A 23,691-nucleotide genomic window follows, 5' to 3' on the forward strand; every position below is an offset into this window, starting at 1 on the left:
TTATTTTCTACGACGACGATTTCCTCTGTTTCCAGATCCACCACCTTTACCACTCTTCTTAGATAAGCCTACCAATGGAGACAACTCACGCTTACCATAAACTTCTCCCTTCATAATCCATACTTTAATACCTAATCTTCCGTAGGTAGTATGAGCTTCAACTAATGCATAGTCGATATCTGCTCTAAAAGTTGACAAAGGAATACGTCCATCCTTGTAAGATTCTGATCGAGCCATTTCCGCTCCATTAAGACGACCTGAAATTTGAATTTTAATTCCTTCAGCATTCATTCTCATGGCAGCAGCAATAGCCATCTTTATTGCACGTCTATACGAAATACGATTCTCAATCTGACGAGCAATACTAGCTCCAACTAAATGAGCATCTAATTCTGGTCTTTTTATTTCATGAATGTTAATTTGAACATCCTTACCAGTAATCTTCTTCAACTCTTCTTTAAGCCTATCCACCTCTTGACCACCTTTACCGATAATAATACCAGGTCTAGCGGTAGTGATAGTTATAGTTACTAACTTAAGAGTACGTTCAATAATAACTCTAGATACACTAGCCTTTGAAAGACGAGCATGAATATACTTACGTATTTTATCATCCTCAGCTAGTTTATCACCATAATCGTTTCCTCCATACCAGTTAGATTCCCAACCTCTGATGATACCTAAACGATTTCCTATTGGATTAGTTTTTTGTCCCATATCCTAAATTAGTTAACCTCTTCATTATTTTTTTGACCTAACACAACAGTTACGTGGTTTGATCTCTTTCTTATTCTATGCGCTCTTCCTTGAGGTGCTGGTCTTAGCCTTTTTAACATTGTACCACCATCCACACGAATCTCCTTAATATACAGACCTGCATCAGCAACATCAGAATCCTCATTCTTAGACTGCCAATTTGCGATAGCAGACAAGACCAACTTATCCAAACGTCGTGCAGCCTCCTTAGAGGAGAACTTAAGTATATTTAACGCATCCTCCACCTTTTTACCTCTAATGATATCAGCAACTAATCTCATTTTACGAGGAGATGTAGGACAATTATTTAATTTTGCTATAGCAATCTGGCTTTTTTGCTCCTTGAGCTTAGCAGCCATTTCTCTTTTACGACTTCCCATGACCTAGATTACTTTTTTCCTTTATTTTTTGCACCAGCGTGCCCACGGAATGAACGAGTTGGTGAAAATTCACCTAACTTATGCCCTACCATATTCTCTGTTACGTAAACAGGAACAAACTGACGACCATTATGAACTGCAATAGTTTGACCTACAAAGTCTGGCGTAATCATAGATGAACGCGACCAAGTCTTTACTACAGCTTTCTTACCTGACTCAATATTTTGAGCAACCTTCTTTTCTAATTTATGAAAAACGTAAGGTCCTTTTTTTAATGAACGTGCCATAACTTATTTCTTTCTGCGTTCTATTATAAATTGACTACTAGCTTTATTCTTGTCGCGAGTACGATAACCCTTAGCAGGTATACCATTACGAGATCTAGGATGACCTCCTGATGCACGACCTTCACCACCACCCATTGGGTGATCAACTGGATTCATGGCAACAGGACGAGTTCTTGGCCTTCTTCCTAACCAACGACTACGACCAGCCTTACCACCTACGATTAACTGATGATCACTGTTTGAAACGGCACCAACAGTTGCCATACATTGCTGTAAAATCATTCTAGTCTCACCAGAAGGTAACTTCACAGTAGCATACTTACCGTCTCTCGCCATTAATTGCGCAAACGCACCTGCACTACGAGCTAAAACAGCTCCCTGACCAGGATGCAACTCAATACAACTAATAACAGTACCCAGAGGAATATTAGCTAATTTCATAGCGTTACCCACCTCAGGAGCAACAGATTCACCGCTAACGATGTTTTGTCCTACCTTAAGACCATTTTGAGCAATAACATATCTTTTTTCACCATCTTGATAGCTAACAAGAGCGATAAAAGCTGATCTATTTGGATCATACTCAATAGTTGATACCGTTGCAGGTATTCCATGACGATCTCTTTTGAAATCGATTATACGGTAGCGCTTCTTATGACCGCCACCTTTATAACGCATAGTCATACGACCACTAGCGTTACGACCACCTGAACGTTTTTTCGGAGCAAGTAAACTCTTCTCCGGCTTATCAGTTGTAATAGCGTCGTAGCCATTAACAACTCTAAATCGCTGTCCAGGAGTTACAGGTTTTAATTTTCTTACTGACATCTCAGTTAATTATTATAAATTACTATAAAGGTCGATGGTATCACCATCTTTAAGTTGTACAAATGCTTTTTTAATAGCACCAGTTTTACCAACTTGAATACCTGACTTTGTATATTTCACGTTTCGCTCAATTCTAGTATTCATAGTTCTTACCTTAAGAACCGTAACACCATATTCAGCTTCAACAGCTTTTTTTATCTCAACTTTGTTTGCACTAGGAGACACTACAAAACCATAGCGATTTAACAACTCACTATCGTTAGTTGCCTTCTCTGTTATGATTGGTTTTAATAAAATACTCATAGTTACTTAGTTAAAAATTCTTCGATTTTCTCTAAAGAGCTCTCTAAAATCACAACATTATCAGCATTCATCACACTGTAAGTGTTTAATCCTGAAGTAGTTACAACGTTAGCTGCTTTCAAATTTCGCGATGACAAATATACATTATTATTTGATTCACCCAATACAAATAGCGATTTTTTATCAGAGAGACCTAAACCTTCCAAAACTTCTAAAAAATTCTTTGTTTTTGGAGCATCAAAATTGAAATCTTGAACTACATGTAAAGTACCTTCAGAAGCTTTCAAACTTAATGCACTTTTACGAGCTAATCTTTTTTGATTCTTATTCAGTTTAAAAGAATAGTCACGTGGTACAGGACCAAAAATTCTACCACCACCTCTAAAAACTGGTGATTTAATAGAACCTGCACGAGCAGTTCCTGTTCCTTTTTGCTTCTTAATCTTTCTTGTACTTCCAGCAATTTCTGCTCGTTGCTTAGCTTTATGAGTACCTTGACGTTGTGCAGCTAAATACTGCTTAACATCTAAGTATATAGCATGCTCACTAGGCTCTATTCCAAAGACATTATCAGCCAACTCAACTTGACGACCTGTGTCTTTACCCTTAATGTCTATAACTGCTACTTTCATTACTTCTCAACTATTACATAAGAGTTTTTGTGACCAGGAACACAACCTTTAACTACTAAAAGGTTTTTATCTGCTACCACTTTAAGCACTCTTAAATTTTGAACTTTTACTTTTTCATTACCCATTTGACCAGCCATACGCATACCTTTAAATACACGAGCAGGATAAGATGCTGCACCGATAGAACCAGGAGCTCTTAATCTGTTATGCTGTCCATGAGTTTGTTGTCCAACACCACCGAAACCATGGCGTTTTACCACACCTTGGAATCCTTTTCCTTTACTAGTTCCAGAAACATCAATAAAGTCACCTTCATTAAACATTTCAACAGTGATTGAATCACCTAATTTGTACTCCGCATCAAAACCTTGGAACTCAACTACTTTTCTTTTGACACCAGTACCTGCTTTTTTAAAGTGCCCGATAGCAGCTTTAGAAGCATTCTTGTCTGATTTGTCATCGAAACCTAATTGAAGGGCTTCATACCCATCTGTTTCTTCGGTTCTGACTTGGGTAACAACACAAGGACCGGCTTGTATGATCGTACAAGGAATATTTTTCCCGTTCTCATCATAAATGCTGGTCATTCCGATTTTTTTTCCTATTAACCCAGACATATTTATTTATTATAAAATGATTTTACTTATTTAAAAAAGAGTTACGCTTTCGCGAAAGCGTAACTCAAATATTTGATTATTAAATCTAATTAGACCTTAATCTCTACTTCAACACCACTAGGAAGCTCTAATTTCATTAGGGCATCAATAGTTTTAGAAGAAGAACTATAAATATCTAACAGACGCTTATAAGAGCTTAATTGAAATTGCTCACGAGACTTTTTATTAACGTGAGGAGATCTCAACACTGTGAAAATCTTCTTGTGTGTAGGAAGTGGGATTGGACCCGTTACTACAGCACCAGTACTCTTTACTGTCTTTACAATTTTTTCAGCAGATTTATCTACCAAATTGTAATCGTAAGATTTAAGCTTGATTCTGATTTTTTGACTCATCTTTTGAAAAAATTAATTATTTGAACCATTTGCTGCAGCAATCACTTCTTCACTTATATTAGAAGGAGTTTCTGCATAGTGTGAAAATTCCATTGTTGACGTAGCACGACCTGAAGATAATGTTCTTAATGAAGTTACATAGCCAAACATCTCTGATAATGGAACATTAGCTTTTACCACTTTAGAACCTGAACGGTCACCCATATCATTTACCTGACCTCTACGACGGTTCAAGTCACCAACGATATCACCCATGTTTTCTTCAGGAGTAAGTACCTCTAACTTCATGATAGGCTCCATAATAACCGCCTTTGCAGCCTTGGCAGCATTTTTAAAACCAAGTTTTGCAGCAAGCTCGAATGATAACTGATCCGAGTCAACATCGTGGTAAGAACCATCAACTAAAGTAACTTTAAGGCTATCAACTTCGTAACCTGCAAGAGGTCCGTTTTTCATAGCTTCTTTAAATCCTTTTTCAACAGAAGGAATAAATTCCTTTGGTACGTTACCACCCTTAATTTCAGATACAAATGTTAAACCATCTTTACCTTCTTCCGCAGGCTCCATTACAAATACGATATCAGCAAATTTACCACGACCACCAGATTGTTTCTTGTAAACTTCTCTGTGTTCAGCACGTGCTGTTACAGCTTCTTTGTACTCAACCTGTGGCTGTCCCTGATTTACTTCTACTTTAAACTCACGCTTAAGACGGTCAACAATAATATCTAAGTGAAGCTCACCCATTCCAGATATAATAGTCTGTCCAGAAGCTTCATCAGTACGAGCTGTAAAAGTTGGATCTTCTTCTGCTAATTTAGCAAGAGCCATACCTAACTTATCTACATCAGCCTTTGTTTTAGGCTCTACAGCAATACCTATTACTGGATCAGGGAATTCCATTGATTCAAGAACAATAGGGTTCTTTTCATCAGACATGGTATCACCTGTTTTAATATCTTTAAAACCAACTGCAGCTCCAATATCACCTGCTTCGATGAATTCAATAGCATTTTGTTTATTAGAATGCATTTGGTAAATACGTGATATACGCTCTTTTTTACCAGATCTATTGTTTAAGATATACGAACCTGCATCTAAACGTCCTGAATAAGCTCTAAAGAACGCTAGTCGACCAACGAAAGGATCAGTAGCAATCTTAAATGCTAATGCCGCGAAAGGCTCATCTACAGAAGGCTTACGTGTAATTTCTTCTCCTGTATCTGGATTTGTTCCTACAATTGCATCCTTATCTACCGGAGAAGGTAAATAACGACAAACAGCATCAAGTAAGAACTGAACACCTTTATTCTTAAAAGCACTACCACAAACCATTGGAATGATAGACATATCCATTACAGCCGCACGTAATGCCGCGTGAATTTCGTCCTCGGTAATAGAATCCTCATCTTCCATGAATTTTTCAAGCAAGCTTTCATCATAAGCAGCAACTTCTTCAATTAAAAGTGCTCGATATTCTCTAGCTTCTGCTTTTAATTCTTCTGGAATATCAATTACGTCAAATGTAGCTCCTTGTGTATTATCGTGCCATACAATAGCTCGGTTCTTAACAAGATCAACTATTCCTTTAAAGTCAGCTTCATCACCGATAGGTAATACGATAGGCACCGCATTAGAACCTAACATTTCTTTAACCTGATTACAAACCGCAAGGAAATTAGAACCTTGACGGTCCATTTTATTAACAAATCCCATACGTGGGACTTTATAATTATCAGCTAGTCTCCAGTTAGTTTCTGACTGAGGCTCAACACCATCAACTGCACTAAATAAGAATACCAATCCATCAAGTACACGTAAAGATCTATTTACTTCAACAGTAAAATCAACGTGACCAGGAGTATCGATAATATTAAAGTGATAATCCTTTGTTTCAGGTAATCTTTGAGCATTTTCCATAGGAAACTGCCATGTACAAGTTGTTGCAGCAGAAGTAATAGTAATACCACGCTCCTGCTCCTGCTCCATCCAGTCCATTGTTGCAGCACCATCATGCACCTCACCAATCTTATGTGAAACTCCTGTATAATAAAGTATACGCTCAGTAGTTGTTGTTTTACCAGCATCAATGTGAGCGGCAATACCAATATTTCTTGTGTATTTTAAATCTCTAGCCATGTCTTAGAATCTAAAGTGTGAGAATGCTTTATTAGCCTCTGCCATTTTGTGCGTATCCACACGTTTTTTAACAGCAGCACCTTCTTCTTTTGCAGCAGCAAGTATTTCAGCTGCTAATTTTTGAGAAAATGATTTTTCGTTACGCTTACGAGCATATCCAATTAACCATTTCATTGCTGTAGAAATCTTGCGATCTGGTCTAATCTGCATTGGGATTTGAAAAGTAGCACCACCTACACGTCTACTACGCACCTCTACGTGAGGCATTACATTAGATAAGGCATCTTTCCAAAGCTCCAAAGCTGTTTTTTCTTCGTCTTGATTTTTCTCTTCTACGATATCCATTGCATCGTAAAAAAGTTTAAATGCTATCGACTTCTTTCCATGCAACATCATCATGTTTACAAAGCGAGTCACTAGCTGGTCGTTAAAACGTGGATCCGGAAGGATAGGACGTTTTTTTGCCTGTCTTTTTCTCATTTCTGTTGTTTCAGATTGTTAATTGAATTACTTCTTAGGGCGTTTTGCACCATACTTAGATCTACGTTGCGTGCGGTCTGCAACACCTGCTGTGTCCAAAGCACCACGTACAATGTGATATCTAACTCCTGGTAAATCTTTTACCCTTCCACCTCTAACTAATACTATCGAGTGCTCTTGTAGATTGTGACCTTCTCCTGGAATGTATGCGTTTACTTCCTTACCGTTTGTAAGTCTTACACGAGCAACTTTTCTCATTGCCGAGTTAGGCTTTTTAGGCGTAGTAGTGTAAACACGCGTACATACTCCACGACGTTGCGGACAAGAATCTAAGGCAGCCGATTTACTCTTCTTAGTTATTTTGGCTCTTCCTTTTCGTACTAATTGTGAAATTGTTGGCATATTATTTTACGCTAAATATGTTAAATCCCTATTTTTAGGGTCGGCAAAGGTATAAATATTATTTTGTTATTCAAACCTCACTTTCAAATATTTACAATAAAGTTTATTTAAAAACGTTTTTACCCTATCAAAAAAGTTAAGCACACATACAAAAACCCTGTTTTATTTAATGAGAAAAATTACATACTAGGAGTACTTTTTACCCTTTTTTCTTTGTCCTTATTATATAGCCAACAATTTGATATATTTAATTTCATCTATTCAAATAGTCAAAAAACCACAGATACAATAGTCATATCTAGCAACTCTTTTGAAGAGTCAAAAAGAAAATCAGACAGCATCATTAAACACTATCAAAATATTGGTTACATACGTTTACAGCACACCTCCATCAACCAAAATAAAACCAATCGCTATAGCCGATCGATATTCTTGAATCAACCGATAAAGGGAATAAATGTTCGTATACCAAAAGATTATTATTCAAAATATGAGTTTTTAAAAAGTACGCTTTCGCGAAAGCGAGAAATAAAAATACCTTTCAAACATAAAGACAGTTTACTAAATCTGATCACGAACTCTTTTTCCGAACAAGGGTTCGTATTCACTGAAACCAAATTGCTCTTTTTAAAAGAAACACAGGACACACTTTTCTCCCGCCTTACATCATCTACTTCAGAAAAAAGACGAATAGACAACATAGAAGTTAAGGGTTATAAAAAATTTCCAAAGAAAATCATCAAGTCACAAATTATTAACAAGAGCTTTACCCCTAAATTATCGACGGCAATTAATAAAAAAATAAATAGTATCCCATTCATCGAGTCCACAAGAAATTCGGAATTGTTGTTTCAAGAAAACTCCACTACTCTCTATCTATATCTAAAAAAGAAAAACATAAACACCGCTGAAGGTTTGTTAGGCTTCAATAACAACAATGGCAAACTAGAATTAAATGGTTATCTAGATCTGTATTTAGAAAACAACTTTGACGCTGCTGAAAGATTTCAACTTACCTATCGGAATGATCAAGAAGATCAAACTAGGGTACACTCAGCATTTACAATTCCATACGTAGCACAATCTAATTTTGGTTTGGGCGCATCTTTGGAGATTGTACGAAGAGACAGCACATACCAAAGAAACAACTTTGAAATAGGAACGTCTTATAAATTAGATTGGAATAACACTATCACATTAAATTACGAAAGTCAAAATACCACGGACAGCGGGATGATACTCTCCTTAAATAATCTTGAAACGGATCGTTCTGGATTGAACATTGGTTATAGATTAGAAAAATGGTCAACAGATTTATTGCACCGTCAAAATCTAATCTTCCAACTTAAGATAGGCACGGGAACTAGAGAATTACCAGAGGACAAAGAAAATTATTTGAATATTGACGCAACCATTACAAAACTTTGGCATCTATCTAATAGAAGTAAGATTCTAAGTTCTTTGAAAAGCCAAATTTTAAAAACAGATAAAATTCAATTTAATGAGTTGTATCAACTAGGTGGGAACAATAGTATAAGAGGTTTTAATCAAAATAGCATTGATAGCTCGCAATATGCAACCCTACTTTTAGAATATAGATACAATTTATCTCCAACTTTATACATAAACAGTATTACAGATGCTGGTATTTTCCAAAGCTTTATTGACGATAAAGCAGAATATTTAACAGGATTTGGAGTAGGTGTAGGAATTTTAACAAATTCAGGAATACTAAGTTTAAATATCGCTTCAGGAAATTTTGGAGACGCTAACTTTAATATAACCAACCTTATAGGCCATATAGAATATAAGGTTTTGTTCTAAAAAGGTTATACAAATGTTAAGCCAATATTAAATTTCCTAATAAAATAAATAGTTAAAAGTTGTTTTATTAAGTCTTTTTTTTGATTTTTACAGCTGGCTAATTCAAATAAATCTAAACATGAAAACAAAATTTAAAGGAATTTTGACGCTATTACTAGCGTTAGTTGCGCAAGTAGCTTTTGCGCAGCAGACTGTTACCGGTACGGTATCAGATGCAGATGGACCTGTTGGAGGTGCAACAGTGTCTATTAAAGGTTCGAATACCTTCGCATCAACTAATTTTGATGGTGAATATAGTATTCAAGCTAACCCTGAAGACGTGCTTGTCTTTAGTTATGTAGGATATGATGCTAAAGAAGAGACCGTTGGTAATAGAACAGTTATCGATGTAACACTTAGTTCTGCTCTTGAAGAGGTAGTAGTTCAGGCATATCGTACTTCATCTACCAAAAGGAGTAACATTGCTGCAAATGTTATTACCGCTAAACAAATCCAAGACAGACCTAACGCAAGTGCTATTCAAAGGTTACAAGGTCAGGTACCTGGACTTATTATTCAAACGGCTTCTGGTCAACCAGGCGCAAACTCTACAATTCAATTAAGAGGTGTGAGTTCTATTAATGGTAATACAGAGCCACTTATCATTATTGATGGTATTCCTGTTGATGAAGATGCCTTCAGAACAATAAATCCATTGGATATTGAAAGTCAGACTGTACTTAAAGATGCGGCAGCAACTGCAATCTATGGTAATAGAGGTGCAAATGGTGTAATTATCATCAAAACTAAAGGTGGTGCTTATAATCAAGAGCTTCAAGTTAGTTATACGGGACAGACTAGAATTACGGAATTAATAGACACAGAGTATGACCTGTTCAACTCACGTGACTACTTAAGACTAGAAAATGAACGAGGAATCGGTCTTGGTGCAACTTTAACAGACGCTGAAATAAATGCATATGCGGTTAACACCGACTGGAGTGATACTTTCTATAGAACTGGGTTTAGTCAATTACACAATTTATCTTTAAGATCTGGTGGTAAAAACTTGAACCAATTCACATCTGTTAACTACACTTACGAAGAAGGTTCTTTACAAGCATCAGACTTACAGAGATTTACCGTTAGAAACAATTTAAATATAAAGTCAGATAATGATCGCTTTAATTTGGCAACATCTCTTCAAGTAGGGTATTCTAAAAACAATTCTCAGTCAGAGCCTGAGACAAGAAATAATGCTATTTATTTTAACTCTATCTATAATTCTAATTTTGGTTTACCTTATTTTGATCCAAACAATTATGATACAAGAATAGAGGAATGGGTGGGTAGTTTACAGGCACGTTTATCTCCATATGTTACCTTGGACAACATTTTATTCAATGGTAATAGAGAAGATGAAATGAAAATCATTGCTGGTGCAAATTCATCTTATAAAATTAGTGATAATTGGACAGCGAGATACAACATTGGTGTGGATTATCGTCAACAAACATTTTTAAGATATGCTGATCCTAATTCTGCTCTAGCAAGAGTAAGAGCAAGTTTCATTGGACCTGGAGAAGTAGAAGGATTTCAAACAGAATCATTTTTCAATGACTTTAGATTTAACTCGACTGCAAGCATAGGTTATAAGAAAACTTTTGGTGCGAATGAAGACGGAAGTAATGGTCACACAATATTAGCAAACGGATATGTAGAATATGTGAAGGCTCACTTTAAAAGTTTTGGCTTTTCTCAAACAGGTTTAGACCCAAGAACATTTAGTCCTGGAAATGACGGTGGAGCCTTCATTGGTGACAATGAAGATAATGACGAATTTGTTCCAACGGTTAACTCTGGAAAAGGTAGTACAGGTCTATTCTCATATTTTGCAGAATTTGATTATGATTATGCCGACAAATATGGTTTTGGTGCAACAATACGTAGAGATGCTTCATCAAGATTTAGCGGAGACAACAAATGGGGTACTTTTTGGTCTGTTGCAGGTAGATGGAATATTTCGGAAGAAGCATTTATGAAAGATGTAAACTGGGTTAATTCATTAAAACTAAGAGCTTCATATGGTAGCGTAGGTAATGACCGAATTGCTTCAACGTATTATGGAGCACTTAACAATACAAGAACTTTATTTACTACAGGATTATCATATGCTGATAATCAAACTTTCGTAAGATCTCAATTAGGAAATGCAGACTTGAGATGGGAGTCGGTAAACACAGCAAACCTTGGTTTAGATTATGAATTATTTAACAGAAGATTAAGAGGTACATTAGATTTCTACAACAGAAAAACTACTGATTTATTTTCTCCGAGATCTGTTTCTACTTTAGTAATTGCTAGTGGTACACAGCAAGCTAACATTGGAGACTTGGTGAATCGTGGTATTGAATTAGGAGCTAGATATGATTTAATAATCCCAAAATCAAACAAAGGATTTGATTTAGACATATTTGCTAACGTAAGTTACAATGAAAATGAGGTAACTTCAATTGACGCTCCAGATGGAATCATTGATAACGGTTCATCGGTAATCCAAGAAGGAGCTCAATTAAATGAATACTTTGTAGTGCCTTATCTAGGAGTAAATCCAGCAAACGGTAACTTGTTATTCTTAGATGCTAATGGAAATCCAACAGAAGCTCCAACACTAGATGATAGAAGATTAACTGGAACTGATACTGTGCCAGATTTCCAAGGTGGATTTGGTTTTGAAATGAACTATAACAATTTCTTTTTTGAAACTCAATTTAGTTTCATGACTGGATTACAAAGATTTGACTTTAATCAACGTGATTATTATGACATCAATAATTTAGGTCAAACTCAATTATCTAGTGACCTTACAAGATCGTGGACACCAACAAATAGAGTTACAGACATGCCATCTTTAGCAGCTACTAACATAGCTACTGGACCATTATCAGATAGATTCTTAATAGACTCAGACTTTTTAAGAGTTCGTTTCATGCAATTGGGTTACAACTTTGATGAGGCAGCATTAGATAAAATTTTCCTTGACAGTGCTAGAATATATGTAAATGCTGAAAACTTAGTTACTTGGACTAAGTGGTTAGGATCTGATCCAGAAAGTACACGTTTATCAGAATACAACAGATACCCAACACCACGTATTTTTAGTGTAGGTATTGATTTACAATTTTAATTTTAAAAGCAATGAGAAAAATATTTTTAACTTTAGGACTCGCAGCTGCCTTGTTTAGCTGTGAAGACGCAACTGAAATAATTCAGCCGAGTGAATTCGGATTTGATACTGCGTTCCAAAATGCGGACGATGTAAAAACAGCTGTTTTTGGAATCTACGGAAATGCAAATAGAACTACGGGTATCGCATTTACATCATATTTCACTGATGAATGTGGATTAGGTGAAGCTGGAAACAACGGTAACGAATCACACAGACTTCAGCTTAATGTAAACAATGCGCAAGCATCAGGTATATGGACTGGCTACAATAGTGCCATAAGAAATGCAAATATTTTCTTTGAAGGAGCAGCTCTAGTTACTCCAGCTGATGCTGCAGAACAAGCTACATATGATGAAGCTTTGGGTGAAGCACATGCTTTAAGAGCATATGCGTACTCTCAATTGCTTGCTTACTTTGCTCAAGATTTATCTGATCCTTCTAGTTTGGCAGTACCGGTATATGATTTTGTACCTGGTGTAGAAGACAGATTACCACGTAATACGGTAGCAGAAGTTGTTCAATTTATTAATGATGACTTAGATGCAGCTGATAATTTATTAACACAAGCTGGAACTGCATACACAGTAGACTTTATTTCACTTGATTTTGTAAATGCATTGAGAGCTCGTGTTGCTGCATATGTTGGTGACTACCCAAGAGCATCCAATTTTGCACAAGCAGTGTTAGGTAATTTTACTTTACCTACTACCGCTAACGCAGCTCAATTTACAGAGGTTTGGCAAGACATAAATGGTACCGCTACTTCACAAGAGGTTATTTTTAAATTTAATAATACTCTTGCTGTTGGGAGCAGTATGGGACAAATATGGAATACTAATTCAAGTGACGTAACAGGTTCACCATTATATGAGGTTGGAAGAAGACTTTTTAATGAATTAGAAAGTAATAATTCTAATTTCGGTGATATCAGAAGACAAGTATGGGTAGATCCATCTTCATTAATTTCTCCTGATTACCCTAATGCAACAAACCCTCGAGAAGACGACATTCTGGTTGTGGATAAATACCCAGGAGACCCTTCTTTACCAGGTCTAGTTGGTGGATATACTAATGATCAAAAAGTGTTTAGAACAGCTGAAATGCATTTTATTCTTGCTGAAGCAGCTGTTGAAGCTGGAGATCTACCAGGTGCAGCTGCACAATTGAAAATTGTACGTGATGCTAGATACACTAGCCCACAGGCCGCACCGACTTACTCTAGCGCTACTGAAGCATGGGCAGATATCATGGCGGAACGCTATATTGAGTTAGCTTTTGAAGGGCACCGTTACATTGATGTTAAAAGATTAGGAGCACTTGCAAACCAAGGTTATGATAGAAATGACACGGACTGTTCACTTTACCCTGCACCTGAATGTGACATAAGCTTCAATGACTTTAGAGCCAGAGCATTACCGGTTCCTGCTGTAGAAGTAAGAGGTAATCCTACAATTACTCAAAACGACGGTTATTAATAAAATAAATTTAGTAAGATGAAAAACTTAAAATATAGCTTTATAGCAATCGCGACGCTTTTTTTAATAATTGGTTGTGAATATGAGCCTAAAATATTTGATGGTAATGGAGACTTAACCTTAGTTCAGTTTTCAAGATCCACTTATAACTTAGAAATTGAAATTGATGCAACAGGAGAATTAAACATTCCTGTACAATCATCAACGTTAGCTTCAACTGATAGAACTTTTAATGTAAGTGTAGTAAATGATGGAACAACTGCAATCACTGGTAGTTATTCAGTTCCGACTTCTGTAACTATTCCTGCAAATGAATACGAGGGTATTTTAACTATTTCAGGAACTGATGTTATGGGTGTTGACACAAACGCTGAAACATTAATCATTCAATTAGAAGAAGGCGCTGATTTTGCATCTGGAGGAGATGCTATTATAAGTGTTTATCAAGTTTGTCCAATACCATCTACCTATATGGTTGGATCGTACGAAATATCGGATTTACAACCAGTATTCAGTGGATCGAATTTTGACACAGCAGATGTTAACATTACGGTAGGATCAAGTGCAACACAACGTACTTTTAATACAACATGGTCAGGTAGTAATATATCTGTAGTTCTAAACTTAGTTTGTAATGAATTAATCTATGCGAGTACTAATGACACTGGATTTGTAGCTGGTACACCACAAGGTCCAATTATCATTACAACTTCAACAAGCGGAAATACATCATACGATGTAAATGATGATAGCTTATTTGTAGTTCAATACGATAATCAAGCTGGTGGATTCGGAACTTTCGGTGGATCATTTATATTGGTTAAAAACCCATAAGGGTATATAACTAAACTTATAAAAATCCCGTCCTTAAGGACGGGATTTTTTTATTAGTCAAATCTTAATAATAAAACTATTTTTGCAGCATGAGTAAGACATCTTTTATATATGGTATTCGAGCTATCATTGAAGCCATTGAATCAGGAAAAGAAATTGATAAAATATACCTTTTAAAAGGTGGTGATGGCGTTCTAGCTCAACAGCTCAAAAAGGTTGCCGGGACTAAAAATATTTCAACTAGCTATGTACCCATTGAGAAATTAGACCACCTTGCAAAAGGAAATCATCAAGGAGCAGTTGCCAGAATAGCAGCTATCTCCTATTCCAACTTAGAAGAGATATTAGAAAAAATTGACTTAGATACAAATCCAACGTTCTTGGTTTTAGATGGGATTACAGATGTACGTAACTTTGGTGCTATTGCACGTACTGCAGAATGTACAGGAATTGCTGCTATAATTATACCTACAAAAGGTAGTGCAAGTATTAATGCCGACGCAATTAAGACAAGCGCAGGTGCCTTATTTAATATTCCTATCTGTAAAGTAAATCACGTGAAAGATGCGTTGTTTATGTTCCAATCCTACGGTATTCAACTGGCAGGAGCTACAGAAAAAGTTGATCAAGTACTCTACAATGAAAATCTCAATATACCAATTGCGGTAGTTATGGGAAGTGAAGAGCGAGGTATACAGCCATCGGTCATAAAAATGCTAGACTATAAATTAAAATTACCGATGTTAGGAGATATCGCATCCCTTAATGTATCAGTAGCTTGTGGTGCTATACTTTATGAAATAACTAGGCAAAAAATGTCATAGTCGTCACTCCTCTTCCTCAGAAGGAATTTCAAAAAAATTACCTTCATCATCAAACTGCTGCATAAAAGGATCCTTTGAACTATCATAATTTCTAAGTTCCCATTGGAACTTTCTTTTTTCCGGCATCTTGTTTTTTGTAAATAAAGCAATGACTAGTCCGGTTATGAAACCACTAAGATGTCCTTCCCATGACATTCCTTCCTTAATAGGTAGCATATACCAAATTAAACTCCCATAAAAAAAGGCAATTAAAAAACTTAATGAAACCAATCGATAGTGTTTAACTAATAGCCCTTTAAAAAACAGAAAACTTACTAGCAGATAAATAATACCACTTGCACCAATATGATAACCATTGCTTGCAATTAACCAGGTTAATATTCCTGTACTTAACAAGCCCATGATAAAAACAAGCCAAAACTGTTTCCTATAGAAATAATTGAGTAAAACAAGAAGTATGAAGGAAGGCACTGTATTACTCCACAAATGTTGTAAACTACCGTGAATGAAAGGACTTGTAAAGATCCCCTTTAAACCAGCTATACTTTTGGGATAAATACCCATTTTGTTAAATCGGATATGAAAAGTTACTTCTATATAATAAACTAACCATATCAATAGAACAAAAAGTACGGCAGGAAGGAAGGTGATACCATCAAACTTAAAATACTCCTTATCTTGCATACTTACAAAATATCAATGTTTAAGCCACAAAGGCCTGTCATGTCAATATAACTTATGTCAATAAATACGCCACTAGCCGAACGCCTAAGACCACAAAATCTGGATGATTACATAAGTCAAAATCATCTTGTAGGCGAGCATGGAAGTCTTACCCGTCATATTAAAAACGGAACAGTACCGTCGTTGATTTTTTGGGGTCCACCTGGAACAGGTAAAACCACACTTGCTCAAATTATTGCTCAAGAAAGCAAGCGACCTTTTTTCACTCTAAGTGCGATAAATAGTGGTGTAAAAGATATAAGAGAAGTAATTAATAAAGCCAAAACATCAGGAGGACTGTTTACACAAAAGAATCCCATCTTGTTCATTGATGAAATTCATCGTTTCAGTAAATCACAACAAGATTCACTTCTCGGTGCAGTGGAAAAGGGATGGGTAACCCTTATAGGTGCGACAACCGAAAATCCAAGCTTTGAGGTTATACCTGCCTTGTTATCTAGATGTCAGGTTTACGTTTTGAACGCTTTCGCGAAAGCGGAATTACACCAACTACTCCATCACGCTATACAAAAAGATGACATTTTAAAAAACTTATCCATTGAATTGATAGAAAGTGACGCACTGTTAAGGATAAGCGGTGGTGATGCAAGAAAATTATTAAACACATTTGAATTAGTTGTTCTATCCCAACCCGAAGGTGTAATTAAGGTTACCAATGAAATGGTTCTTGAGCAGGTTAAGTCAAATCCTGCACGATACGATAAAACAGGTGAGCAACATTATGATATTATAAGTGCGTTTATAAAATCGATAAGAGGATCAGATCCTAATGCCGCAGTCTACTGGCTAGCTAGAATGATAGAAGGCGGAGAAGACGTTAAGTTTATTGCTAGACGACTTATCATACTTGCTAGTGAAGATATAGGAAATGCAAATCCTACTGCCTTAATCATGGCTAATAATACTTTTCAAGCGGTAAGTACTGTAGGAATGCCAGAGTCTAGAATTATACTAAGTCAATGTGCAATCTATCTCGCAACGTCGTTAAAAAGTAATGCTAGTTACCTGGCAATAGGTAATGCACAAAAGTTGGTACGAGAGACTGGTGATTTACCTGTACCCTTAGGATTACGTAACGCTCCAACAACGTTGATGAAAGATTTAGGATATGGAGACGATTATAAGTATGCCCATGATTATCCTGGTAATTTTGCATTTTACGATTTTTTACCAAAAGAAATAAGCGCTACCAAACTTTATGAACCCGGTAACAATTCAAGAGAACAAGCTCAAAGAGACTTTTTAAAAAGAAGATGGAAGGATCACTATCCTTATTCCGATAAATAAGTGAATATATCTAATAAACTCTCTACATAAGGTTGATCGTGCGCGGTTTGCTCATTAGTTGTTTTAAACCAAATACTATCCATCCCTATATTTTGAGCTCCTTCTATATCGGCAAGTAAGCTGTCCCCTATCATTACACTTTCTTCAACGCGAGCACCTGATTTTTGAAGAGCTATTTCAAATATTTTGGGATCAGGTTTTTTAACGCCAGCTTCATCGGCTGTTAAGATTACATCAAAGTATTTAGACAAACCTGATTTATTGATCTTATTATGCTGTACGTCAAAGAACCCATTAGTAATTAAATGCAATTTAAACTTGGGTTTCAACTGATCTAATAACTGAATACATCCAGCAAACAAATGATTGTTATTAGGTAAATAAGCGATGTACATATCAGCAAATTTGTTGATTTGTTCGGTAGTCGTCGGGTAATTACAAGCATCAAAAGCGGTTTTAAGACGTTGAAATCTGAGTTCTTCCTTAGTAATTAGGTTTTCTCTGAATTTTCGCCAAAACTCAAGATTCAACGGTTCATAAACCTTTATGAATGCATCAAGATCTAATGAAATTTTCTCTTCTTGAAATATTTGTTGATAGGCTAGTTTGCTATTCAAGTCAAAATCCCATAAGGTGTGATCTAAATCAAAGAAAATGTGCTTTTTACCTTTAAATACCATTGATATCTTTTAAAAATGTATAACTGTGATTGCCTAATTCTTTGTCGAAATGATCATAATTCATAACAATATTTAAGTGGCCATGTACAGCTTTAATTTGATGAACTATTTGTTTGAGTGCTATTCGTTGACTAGCTAACATTTTATTTACTAATGACGAATAATGAATAGCAACTGGATGAACAAGGACTGGCGTTTGAATTTCATAATCCAGATCATAAAAATAAAAGGGTAATGATGTACCTGCTCTAAAACCTACAACGTTTTCAAAGCACATACTATAATCGTTTACCTTACCTAAGCCAGAAATATTTCTATAAAAATGAGGCACTTCCAATTTACTCTTGTTTACCCTTACGAATTTTAGGATACGATGGGTATTTTTTTCAAACCTCGAAGCTTGTAAAATTGCCTGTTCTTCGCTTGAATTAATTCTCGCGAGAACACCTATATCAGAATAATCTGCAGCATGTTTTATCGCTATTTTATAAGTATGGTTTCTATAAGATACTCCAGGATTATCACGTGTTATATTACCTAGATTGAATAAAAACAACGACTTTCTTTCAGTTTGATTAGTCGACGTAAAAATTTTTAATAAATCATCTAGATTATCAAAGGGATCCTTTTTAAATCTAAGTAGCACTGAAAAGAACAATATGAGCTTGTAGATACTGAACTTTTTAACATATGAAATAAACATCTCCCATTTTGTAATCCAACTACGGCTGCGGTATTTAAAGTAAATAGGAGTATCAATTACTGTTACTTGCTTATATTCATTAGCCAAATCAATAGTAAAATCAAATTTTGCTTCGAGAACAGTTTTAAATTTAAAAACCCATAATTCAATTATAGGTAGTTTTAAAAAATCGTTTTGATAAGCAACAGAGTCTTGTGCTTTAAATCTACCCAACTCATCCTTCATCTGTGGTAGATATTCTTCATAACGAGAAAGTAAATAAAATACTGCACTAAATAAATCAAAGGGTACTATCGACTCATGATCTAGTGATTGAAAAAAAACTGGTAACTCATCCCAATAACTTATTTCAACCTCATGTAGATCAATACCTACTTCATCCAATAAGCCTTCGGCATAGATACTCATTTCCTGACCTATGGTCTTTTGAGTGTAGCTAAATTTAGGTCCAGAATACCCTACAAATTCATTAAGCTCTGTCGTGAATTTATATTCTACCTCTAGAATTCTTTTAAACACGTGCCGAAAAACGTATTCTTTCCTACTTGTGATATTTGAACAATAAATCAAGATCATAGAATCCCTTCATCTGCAAAGCTATAATAAGCGCTTTGAGTAATAATTAAATGATCAAAAACCTTAATATCTAAAACTTTACCAGCTTCAATAAGTTTGGTCGTTATGTTTTTGTCCTGCTGGCTAGGCTGTAGTTTACCACTAGGATGATTGTGCGCCAAAATCATAGCCACACAACCACTTTCTATAGCTTTTTTATAGACAATCCTAGTATCAACCATCGTTCCAGTTATACCACCTATACTTATTTGAGAAGATTCAATCACTTGATTACTATTATTAAGATACAATACCCAAAATTCTTCATGAGGCAACTCACCCAATCTAGGTTGTAAAATTTTAAAAGCATCTAGACTAGAGGTTATTTTTGGTTTAGTCACTGGCATTTCCATGGCACGACGTCTTCCTAATTCCATTGCCGCAGCAATGGTTATCGCTTTGGCTTCTCCTATACCCTTATACTTAATTAATTCTTTGATTGATTTCTTTCCTAAGGTATCTAGCGAATTACCCGAATCATTCACCATGATACGGCTTAATTCCACAGCGCTCATTTTACGAGTACCACTACCTATCAAAATGGCAATTAATTCTGCTATTGAAAGTGATGAACTGCCGCTTTTAAGAAGTTTCTCACGAGGACGATCATCTAGTGACCAATCCTTAATTGAAAAATGCTCTTTTTCATCTTGCATGCAGCAATATAAAAATTACCTTACAAATACAGGTTCATTTTCTTTTTTAGTTTCTTCTGCCGAAAATGAATAACCATCTGTAGTAAAGGAAAGAATAGCCTCTTTGCCCCTATTTTCAGTAGTAATTAAATGTCTAGCCATAGCACCTCGAGCTTTTTTAGCAAAAAAGGAGATTACTTTAAGCTTACCATTTTTATAATCCTTGAATACAGGTGAAATCAATTTACCAGTAAGTTCTTTTTTATTAATAACCTTGAAGTACTCATTACTTGCGAGGTTTACTACTAATTCATCCTCGGTCATTTCCTCATTAAGCGCTGGCGTTACAACATCTTTCCAATATTGATAAAGATTGTCGTTACCATCAATAGACCATTTGGTGCCCATTTCTAATCGATAAGGCTGCATAAGATCTAAAGGTCTAAGGTAACCGTACAATCCAGATAAAATTCTAATCGATTTTTGGGCTTTTTTTATTTGACTTTCTGATAGCGTGTAGGCATCTAGGCCGGTATAAACATCTCCATCAAAAGCATAGATAGCCTGCTTTGAGTTTTCTTGATTAAAATCTATTGCAAACTCTTGATTGCGATCGTAGTTTAAATCGGCAAGTTTATCAGAAATACTCATCAACTCACTCAGCTTTTTCCTTGATAGTTTTTTTAAACCTTTATTCAATTGTACAGCCTGATCTTTAAACAAGGGTGTAGTAAACTCAGTTACAACTGGTTTTGTTTCATAATTTAGAGACTTTGCAGGAGACAATAGAATTTTCATATCAATATTTTAATGATTCAAAAATAAATATCCTTCTTCTCAATTATAGGATACCGGTGCCTAAATCTATCGATGATTTAATAAGAAATTTTGATACTGAATAACTAGATAGTATTTTGTAACTACGCTTTCGCGAAAGCGAAACTTAAACCTATTAATCAATCATTACTAGCATGTGTAGCATATACTCGCCATTTTTCAATACAAGCTTGCATATCGTCTGGTACCGGACATGAAAAACTAAGCCACTGACCAGTTGTTGGGTGCTCAAATCCTAAAGTGCGCGCATGTAAGGCCTGTCTAGGTAGGACCTTAAAGCAATTATCTACAAACTGTTTGTATTTTGTAAAACTTGTACCCTTGAGTATTTTATCACCACCGTAGCGTTCATCATTGAATAAGGTGTGCCCGATATGTTTCATGTGCACGCGTATTTGATGAGTACGTCCCGTTTCTAACCGGCAACTTATAACGCTTACATATCCTAAATCCTCGATCACTTTATAATGGGTAACGGCAGGTTTACCTTTATAGGATTCTTCTCCAGACCAAACTGTATTCTGCAATCTATTCTTGGGATGTCTACCTATATTACCTTCAACAGTTCCACTTGTTTCTTCAAAACTGCCCCATGTGATTGCAATGTATTCTCGCTCACTGGTTTTATTTGCAAATTGAGCAGATAGATGTGCCATGGCATGTTCCGTTTTGGCAATTACTAGCAATCCGCTAGTATCCTTATCTATTCTATGAACCAGGCCAGGACGATCACTAGAATTATTAGGTAAGTTTTCAAAATGATAAATCAAAGCATTTATTAAGGTACCAGAGTAATTACCATGTCCTGGATGCACAACCATTCCTGCTGGTTTATTCACCACTACGACATCATCGTCTTCATGAATTATATCGAGATCGATATCTTCAGCAACCAGTAATTGTTCATAGGTAGGATGCTGCATTAACACCCGTACAGTATCACCTGATTTTACCTTATAGTTAGCTTTTACTACTTGATCATTTACAAATACGCCACCTTCTTTAATATATTGTTGAATTTTACTACGAGTAGCGTTTTCAATACGATTCATTAAGAATTTATCTACTCGCAAGGGTTCTTGCCCTGGGTTTGCGGTAAATGAATGATGTTCATGTAAATTTTGGGAAGATTCCTGTGTCATAGTACTTATTTAGAATCTTCAGGTGTGGTGACTGGTCGTTTTCCATCAGCCAGCACTAGATCAATAACACTTGTTTTACGTAATTGCGTTCCAGATTCTAGGACCTCACCTTTATATCTCATTTCAAGCACAGTGTCCTCTGCATAGTTAGGTTTATAAGTAATTTCACCAATTTCAAATCCTAAACTTTGTAAAGTAGGTATAGCTTGTCTTTTAGTCTTGTAAATTACATTAGGAACGGTAACCATACCGTATCCACTAGGATTCACTTTGAGATAAATCTGTCTATTTTCCTTAACAAATTTTCCTGCTTTAGGATTTTGCTCAATGATTGTTCTAGGAGGAAACTCTGGATTGAAACCAGAGCTATCTATAACCTTACTTCTTAAATCCAATTCTTCTAACTCTGTATTTGCCTGACTCAAGGTTAGTTTTTCAAGGCTAGGCACCTCAATACGTTGATCATGATTTGTATACCAATCTAGCCAATATAAATATCCTAGACATAAAACAAAAACAAGAACAACTGCCAGAACAACTTGTATCCAGAAGGTTTTAGTAAACATAAACCTGAAAAAATTCATACTTGAAAAATTAAGTAGTATTATGCACCAAAGATACATAATCGATTCCCTTATTTAAACGACATCTTTTTTAACTTTGTTGTTTACGCTCAGGGCGAAAACAGAACTATGAAAAACATTGCCGTACTCATGGGTGGCTATTCCAGTGAGAAAGACATCTCGATGAAGAGTGGAAAGGTAATTTCCAAATATTTAAACAAAGACCTTTACCAGGTCTATGAAATCGTAATATCAGAGCAGTCATGGAGCTACACCAGTACAGATGGTGAGGTCCATGAGATTGATAAAAATGATTTTTCAATCACAATTGATGACAATAAAGTAATATTTGATTGTTGCTACAATACCATTCACGGTACTCCTGGTGAGGATGGGCTGTTACAAGCCTACTTAGAATTAATAGGCTTGCCGCAAACCTCTTGTGATAGTTACCAAAGTGCAATTACCTTCAATAAAAGGGACTGCATTGCAGTGTTGAAACCATGGGGAATAACTACTGCACAAAGTGTATATTTAAATCAGTCTCAAGAGGTCGATGTGAATCTAATAGTTGATCGAGTGGGATTGCCTTGTTTTGTTAAAGCAAATCGCAGTGGTAGTAGTTATGGTGTTTCAAAAGTTTATCAAATCGAACAGTTACCAGCTGCACTTGATGTAGCATTTGCGGTAGATAACGAGATTATTATAGAGTCCTTTCTAGATGGCATCGAAGTTTCTGTAGGTGTGTATAAAAAAGATGGTACTATCATCGCTTTACCACCTACTGAAATTGTAAGTGAGAATGATTTTTTTGATTATGAAGCCAAATATCAAGGAAAATCCCAAGAAATTACGCCTGCAAGAATTAGTGAACGTATGACAGTTGCTGTTCAAGAATTAAGTAAAAGAATCTACGAATTACTTAATTGTAAGGGTATAGCACGTGCCGACTTTATATTCCATCAAGGAACACCTCATTTCATTGAAATAAATACCAATCCAGGTATGAGTGAAGAAAGTATCGTCCCTAAACAAGTAGAAGCTTCTAATCAATCCTTAACTGATTTTTTAACCGATATCATTGAGGAAACCTTAAATTAG

General features: G+C 35.7%; 25 protein-coding genes. 7 read left to right on the plus strand and 18 right to left on the minus strand.

Going from position 1 to position 23,691, the window contains the following annotated elements:
• From rpsC to rpsL, 11 genes are all read right to left on the minus strand, one after another.
• Positions 1–717, minus strand: coding sequence for a 30S ribosomal protein S3 (gene rpsC / locus AAT17_RS04000; protein ID WP_042278900.1), 717 nt, complete (start codon positions 715–717; stop codon positions 1–3).
• An 8-nt stretch (positions 718–725) separates the two neighbouring features.
• Complete coding sequence (gene rplV, locus AAT17_RS04005) at positions 726–1,136, minus strand: 50S ribosomal protein L22 (protein ID WP_042278899.1); 411 nt, start codon at positions 1,134–1,136, stop codon at positions 726–728.
• An 8-nt stretch (positions 1,137–1,144) separates the two neighbouring features.
• A complete protein-coding gene (gene rpsS / locus AAT17_RS04010; RefSeq protein ID WP_042278897.1) occupies positions 1,145–1,423 on the minus strand; it encodes a 30S ribosomal protein S19 in 279 nt (92 codons plus the stop codon).
• A gap of 3 nt (positions 1,424–1,426) precedes the next feature.
• Positions 1,427–2,251 (minus strand): 50S ribosomal protein L2, encoded by an 825-nt coding sequence (gene rplB, locus AAT17_RS04015; RefSeq protein ID WP_042278895.1) that lies wholly within the window; start codon positions 2,249–2,251, stop codon positions 1,427–1,429.
• A gap of 12 nt (positions 2,252–2,263) precedes the next feature.
• The gene (gene rplW / locus AAT17_RS04020; RefSeq protein ID WP_042278893.1) at positions 2,264–2,554 is read right to left on the minus strand and encodes a 50S ribosomal protein L23; all 291 of its coding nucleotides are present in this window, start codon (positions 2,552–2,554) and stop codon (positions 2,264–2,266) included.
• Positions 2,555–2,556: 2 nt separating this feature from the next.
• Positions 2,557–3,186: a 50S ribosomal protein L4 gene (gene rplD, locus AAT17_RS04025; protein WP_042278891.1), complete on the minus strand. Its 630-nt coding sequence runs from the start codon at positions 3,184–3,186 to the stop codon at positions 2,557–2,559.
• Positions 3,186–3,803, minus strand: coding sequence for a 50S ribosomal protein L3 (gene rplC / locus AAT17_RS04030; protein WP_060523007.1), 618 nt, complete (start codon positions 3,801–3,803; stop codon positions 3,186–3,188). The genes rplD and rplC overlap by 1 nt, the downstream gene beginning before the upstream one ends.
• An 89-nt stretch (positions 3,804–3,892) precedes the next feature.
• Positions 3,893–4,198 carry a 30S ribosomal protein S10 gene (rpsJ, locus tag AAT17_RS04035; RefSeq protein WP_008992279.1) on the minus strand — a complete coding sequence of 102 codons (306 nt, stop codon included), beginning with the start codon at positions 4,196–4,198 and terminating at the stop codon, positions 3,893–3,895.
• Positions 4,199–4,210: 12 nt separating this feature from the next.
• Complete coding sequence (fusA, locus tag AAT17_RS04040; RefSeq protein WP_042278886.1) at positions 4,211–6,337, minus strand: elongation factor G; 2,127 nt, start codon at positions 6,335–6,337, stop codon at positions 4,211–4,213.
• A gap of 3 nt (positions 6,338–6,340) precedes the next feature.
• Positions 6,341–6,817 carry a 30S ribosomal protein S7 gene (gene rpsG / locus AAT17_RS04045; protein ID WP_042278884.1) on the minus strand — a complete coding sequence of 159 codons (477 nt, stop codon included), beginning with the start codon at positions 6,815–6,817 and terminating at the stop codon, positions 6,341–6,343.
• A 27-nt stretch (positions 6,818–6,844) separates the two neighbouring features.
• Positions 6,845–7,219 (minus strand): 30S ribosomal protein S12, encoded by a 375-nt coding sequence (gene rpsL, locus AAT17_RS04050; protein ID WP_015361172.1) that lies wholly within the window; start codon positions 7,217–7,219, stop codon positions 6,845–6,847.
• 213 nt (positions 7,220–7,432) lie between these two features.
• Between rpsL and AAT17_RS04055 the strand changes: the two genes are divergently transcribed.
• From AAT17_RS04055 to rlmB, 5 genes are all read left to right on the plus strand, one after another.
• Positions 7,433–9,043 carry a BamA/TamA family outer membrane protein gene (locus AAT17_RS04055; protein WP_060523008.1) on the plus strand — a complete coding sequence of 537 codons (1,611 nt, stop codon included), beginning with the start codon at positions 7,433–7,435 and terminating at the stop codon, positions 9,041–9,043.
• Between the two features lie 118 nt (positions 9,044–9,161).
• A complete protein-coding gene (locus tag AAT17_RS04060; RefSeq protein WP_060523009.1) occupies positions 9,162–12,209 on the plus strand; it encodes a SusC/RagA family TonB-linked outer membrane protein in 3,048 nt (1,015 codons plus the stop codon).
• A gap of 11 nt (positions 12,210–12,220) precedes the next feature.
• Positions 12,221–13,726, plus strand: a complete 1,506-nt coding sequence (locus AAT17_RS04065; RefSeq protein WP_060523010.1) for a RagB/SusD family nutrient uptake outer membrane protein — start codon at positions 12,221–12,223, stop codon at positions 13,724–13,726.
• An 18-nt stretch (positions 13,727–13,744) separates the two neighbouring features.
• Positions 13,745–14,560 carry a hypothetical protein gene (locus tag AAT17_RS04070; RefSeq protein WP_060523011.1) on the plus strand — a complete coding sequence of 272 codons (816 nt, stop codon included), beginning with the start codon at positions 13,745–13,747 and terminating at the stop codon, positions 14,558–14,560.
• Positions 14,561–14,649: 89 nt separating this feature from the next.
• Positions 14,650–15,384, plus strand: a complete 735-nt coding sequence (gene rlmB, locus AAT17_RS04075) for a 23S rRNA (guanosine(2251)-2'-O)-methyltransferase RlmB (protein ID WP_060523012.1) — start codon at positions 14,650–14,652, stop codon at positions 15,382–15,384.
• Between the two features lie 3 nt (positions 15,385–15,387).
• On the opposite strand, the gene AAT17_RS04080 is transcribed toward rlmB, so the two are convergent.
• Positions 15,388–16,068 (minus strand): rhomboid family intramembrane serine protease, encoded by a 681-nt coding sequence (locus AAT17_RS04080; RefSeq protein WP_060523013.1) that lies wholly within the window; start codon positions 16,066–16,068, stop codon positions 15,388–15,390.
• 60 nt (positions 16,069–16,128) lie between these two features.
• Between AAT17_RS04080 and AAT17_RS04085 the strand changes: the two genes are divergently transcribed.
• On the plus strand, positions 16,129–17,415 hold the full coding sequence (locus AAT17_RS04085) for a replication-associated recombination protein A (RefSeq protein ID WP_042279087.1): 1,287 nt from the start codon (positions 16,129–16,131) through the stop codon (positions 17,413–17,415).
• On the opposite strand, the gene AAT17_RS04090 is transcribed toward AAT17_RS04085, so the two are convergent.
• From AAT17_RS04090 to AAT17_RS04115, 6 genes are all read right to left on the minus strand, one after another.
• Positions 17,400–18,095 (minus strand): YjjG family noncanonical pyrimidine nucleotidase, encoded by a 696-nt coding sequence (locus AAT17_RS04090; RefSeq protein ID WP_060523014.1) that lies wholly within the window; start codon positions 18,093–18,095, stop codon positions 17,400–17,402. The genes AAT17_RS04085 and AAT17_RS04090 overlap by 16 nt on opposite strands.
• Positions 18,085–19,317 (minus strand): hypothetical protein, encoded by a 1,233-nt coding sequence (locus AAT17_RS04095; RefSeq protein WP_157539220.1) that lies wholly within the window; start codon positions 19,315–19,317, stop codon positions 18,085–18,087. The genes AAT17_RS04090 and AAT17_RS04095 overlap by 11 nt, the downstream gene beginning before the upstream one ends.
• Before the next feature lie 53 nt (positions 19,318–19,370).
• Positions 19,371–20,069, minus strand: coding sequence for a DNA repair protein RadC (gene radC, locus AAT17_RS04100; RefSeq protein ID WP_042278868.1), 699 nt, complete (start codon positions 20,067–20,069; stop codon positions 19,371–19,373).
• A gap of 15 nt (positions 20,070–20,084) precedes the next feature.
• Entirely contained in the window at positions 20,085–20,846 is a 762-nt protein-coding gene (gene yaaA / locus AAT17_RS04105) for a peroxide stress protein YaaA (RefSeq protein ID WP_060523016.1), read from the minus strand.
• A gap of 158 nt (positions 20,847–21,004) precedes the next feature.
• Positions 21,005–22,027: an RluA family pseudouridine synthase gene (locus tag AAT17_RS04110; protein ID WP_042278866.1), complete on the minus strand. Its 1,023-nt coding sequence runs from the start codon at positions 22,025–22,027 to the stop codon at positions 21,005–21,007.
• Positions 22,028–22,032: 5 nt separating this feature from the next.
• Positions 22,033–22,611, minus strand: a complete 579-nt coding sequence (locus AAT17_RS04115; protein WP_060523017.1) for a PASTA domain-containing protein — start codon at positions 22,609–22,611, stop codon at positions 22,033–22,035.
• Positions 22,612–22,719: 108 nt separating this feature from the next.
• Between AAT17_RS04115 and AAT17_RS04120 the strand changes: the two genes are divergently transcribed.
• Positions 22,720–23,691: a D-alanine--D-alanine ligase gene (locus AAT17_RS04120; RefSeq protein WP_060523018.1), complete on the plus strand. Its 972-nt coding sequence runs from the start codon at positions 22,720–22,722 to the stop codon at positions 23,689–23,691.

Source organism: Nonlabens sp. MIC269 (genome assembly GCF_001430865.1).
Taxonomy (GTDB): domain Bacteria; phylum Bacteroidota; class Bacteroidia; order Flavobacteriales; family Flavobacteriaceae; genus Nonlabens; species Nonlabens tegetincola.

Excerpts from the sequence above, each read along its gene's own strand:
- rpsC (WP_042278900.1), bottom strand. The coding sequence starts at position 717 with ATGGGACAAAAAACTAATCCAATAGGAAATCGTTTAGGTATCATCAGA.
- rplV (WP_042278899.1), bottom strand. The coding sequence starts at position 1,136 with ATGGGAAGTCGTAAAAGAGAAATGGCTGCTAAGCTCAAGGAGCAAAAA.
- rpsS (WP_042278897.1), bottom strand. The coding sequence starts at position 1,423 with ATGGCACGTTCATTAAAAAAAGGACCTTACGTTTTTCATAAATTAGAA.
- rplB (WP_042278895.1), bottom strand. The coding sequence starts at position 2,251 with ATGTCAGTAAGAAAATTAAAACCTGTAACTCCTGGACAGCGATTTAGA.
- rplW (WP_042278893.1), bottom strand. The coding sequence starts at position 2,554 with ATGAGTATTTTATTAAAACCAATCATAACAGAGAAGGCAACTAACGAT.
- rplD (WP_042278891.1), bottom strand. The coding sequence starts at position 3,186 with ATGAAAGTAGCAGTTATAGACATTAAGGGTAAAGACACAGGTCGTCAA.
- rplC (WP_060523007.1), bottom strand. The coding sequence starts at position 3,803 with ATGTCTGGGTTAATAGGAAAAAAAATCGGAATGACCAGCATTTATGAT.
- rpsJ (WP_008992279.1), bottom strand. The coding sequence starts at position 4,198 with ATGAGTCAAAAAATCAGAATCAAGCTTAAATCTTACGATTACAATTTG.
- fusA (WP_042278886.1), bottom strand. The coding sequence starts at position 6,337 with ATGGCTAGAGATTTAAAATACACAAGAAATATTGGTATTGCCGCTCAC.
- rpsG (WP_042278884.1), bottom strand. The coding sequence starts at position 6,817 with ATGAGAAAAAGACAGGCAAAAAAACGTCCTATCCTTCCGGATCCACGT.
- rpsL (WP_015361172.1), bottom strand. The coding sequence starts at position 7,219 with ATGCCAACAATTTCACAATTAGTACGAAAAGGAAGAGCCAAAATAACT.
- AAT17_RS04060 (WP_060523009.1), top strand. The coding sequence starts at position 9,162 with ATGAAAACAAAATTTAAAGGAATTTTGACGCTATTACTAGCGTTAGTT.
- AAT17_RS04065 (WP_060523010.1), top strand. The coding sequence starts at position 12,221 with ATGAGAAAAATATTTTTAACTTTAGGACTCGCAGCTGCCTTGTTTAGC.
- AAT17_RS04070 (WP_060523011.1), top strand. The coding sequence starts at position 13,745 with ATGAAAAACTTAAAATATAGCTTTATAGCAATCGCGACGCTTTTTTTA.
- rlmB (WP_060523012.1), top strand. The coding sequence starts at position 14,650 with ATGAGTAAGACATCTTTTATATATGGTATTCGAGCTATCATTGAAGCC.
- AAT17_RS04080 (WP_060523013.1), bottom strand. The coding sequence starts at position 16,068 with ATGCAAGATAAGGAGTATTTTAAGTTTGATGGTATCACCTTCCTTCCT.
- AAT17_RS04090 (WP_060523014.1), bottom strand. The coding sequence starts at position 18,095 with ATGGTATTTAAAGGTAAAAAGCACATTTTCTTTGATTTAGATCACACC.
- radC (WP_042278868.1), bottom strand. The coding sequence starts at position 20,069 with ATGCAAGATGAAAAAGAGCATTTTTCAATTAAGGATTGGTCACTAGAT.
- yaaA (WP_060523016.1), bottom strand. The coding sequence starts at position 20,846 with ATGAAAATTCTATTGTCTCCTGCAAAGTCTCTAAATTATGAAACAAAA.
- AAT17_RS04110 (WP_042278866.1), bottom strand. The coding sequence starts at position 22,027 with ATGACACAGGAATCTTCCCAAAATTTACATGAACATCATTCATTTACC.
- AAT17_RS04115 (WP_060523017.1), bottom strand. The coding sequence starts at position 22,611 with ATGAATTTTTTCAGGTTTATGTTTACTAAAACCTTCTGGATACAAGTT.
- AAT17_RS04120 (WP_060523018.1), top strand. The coding sequence starts at position 22,720 with ATGAAAAACATTGCCGTACTCATGGGTGGCTATTCCAGTGAGAAAGAC.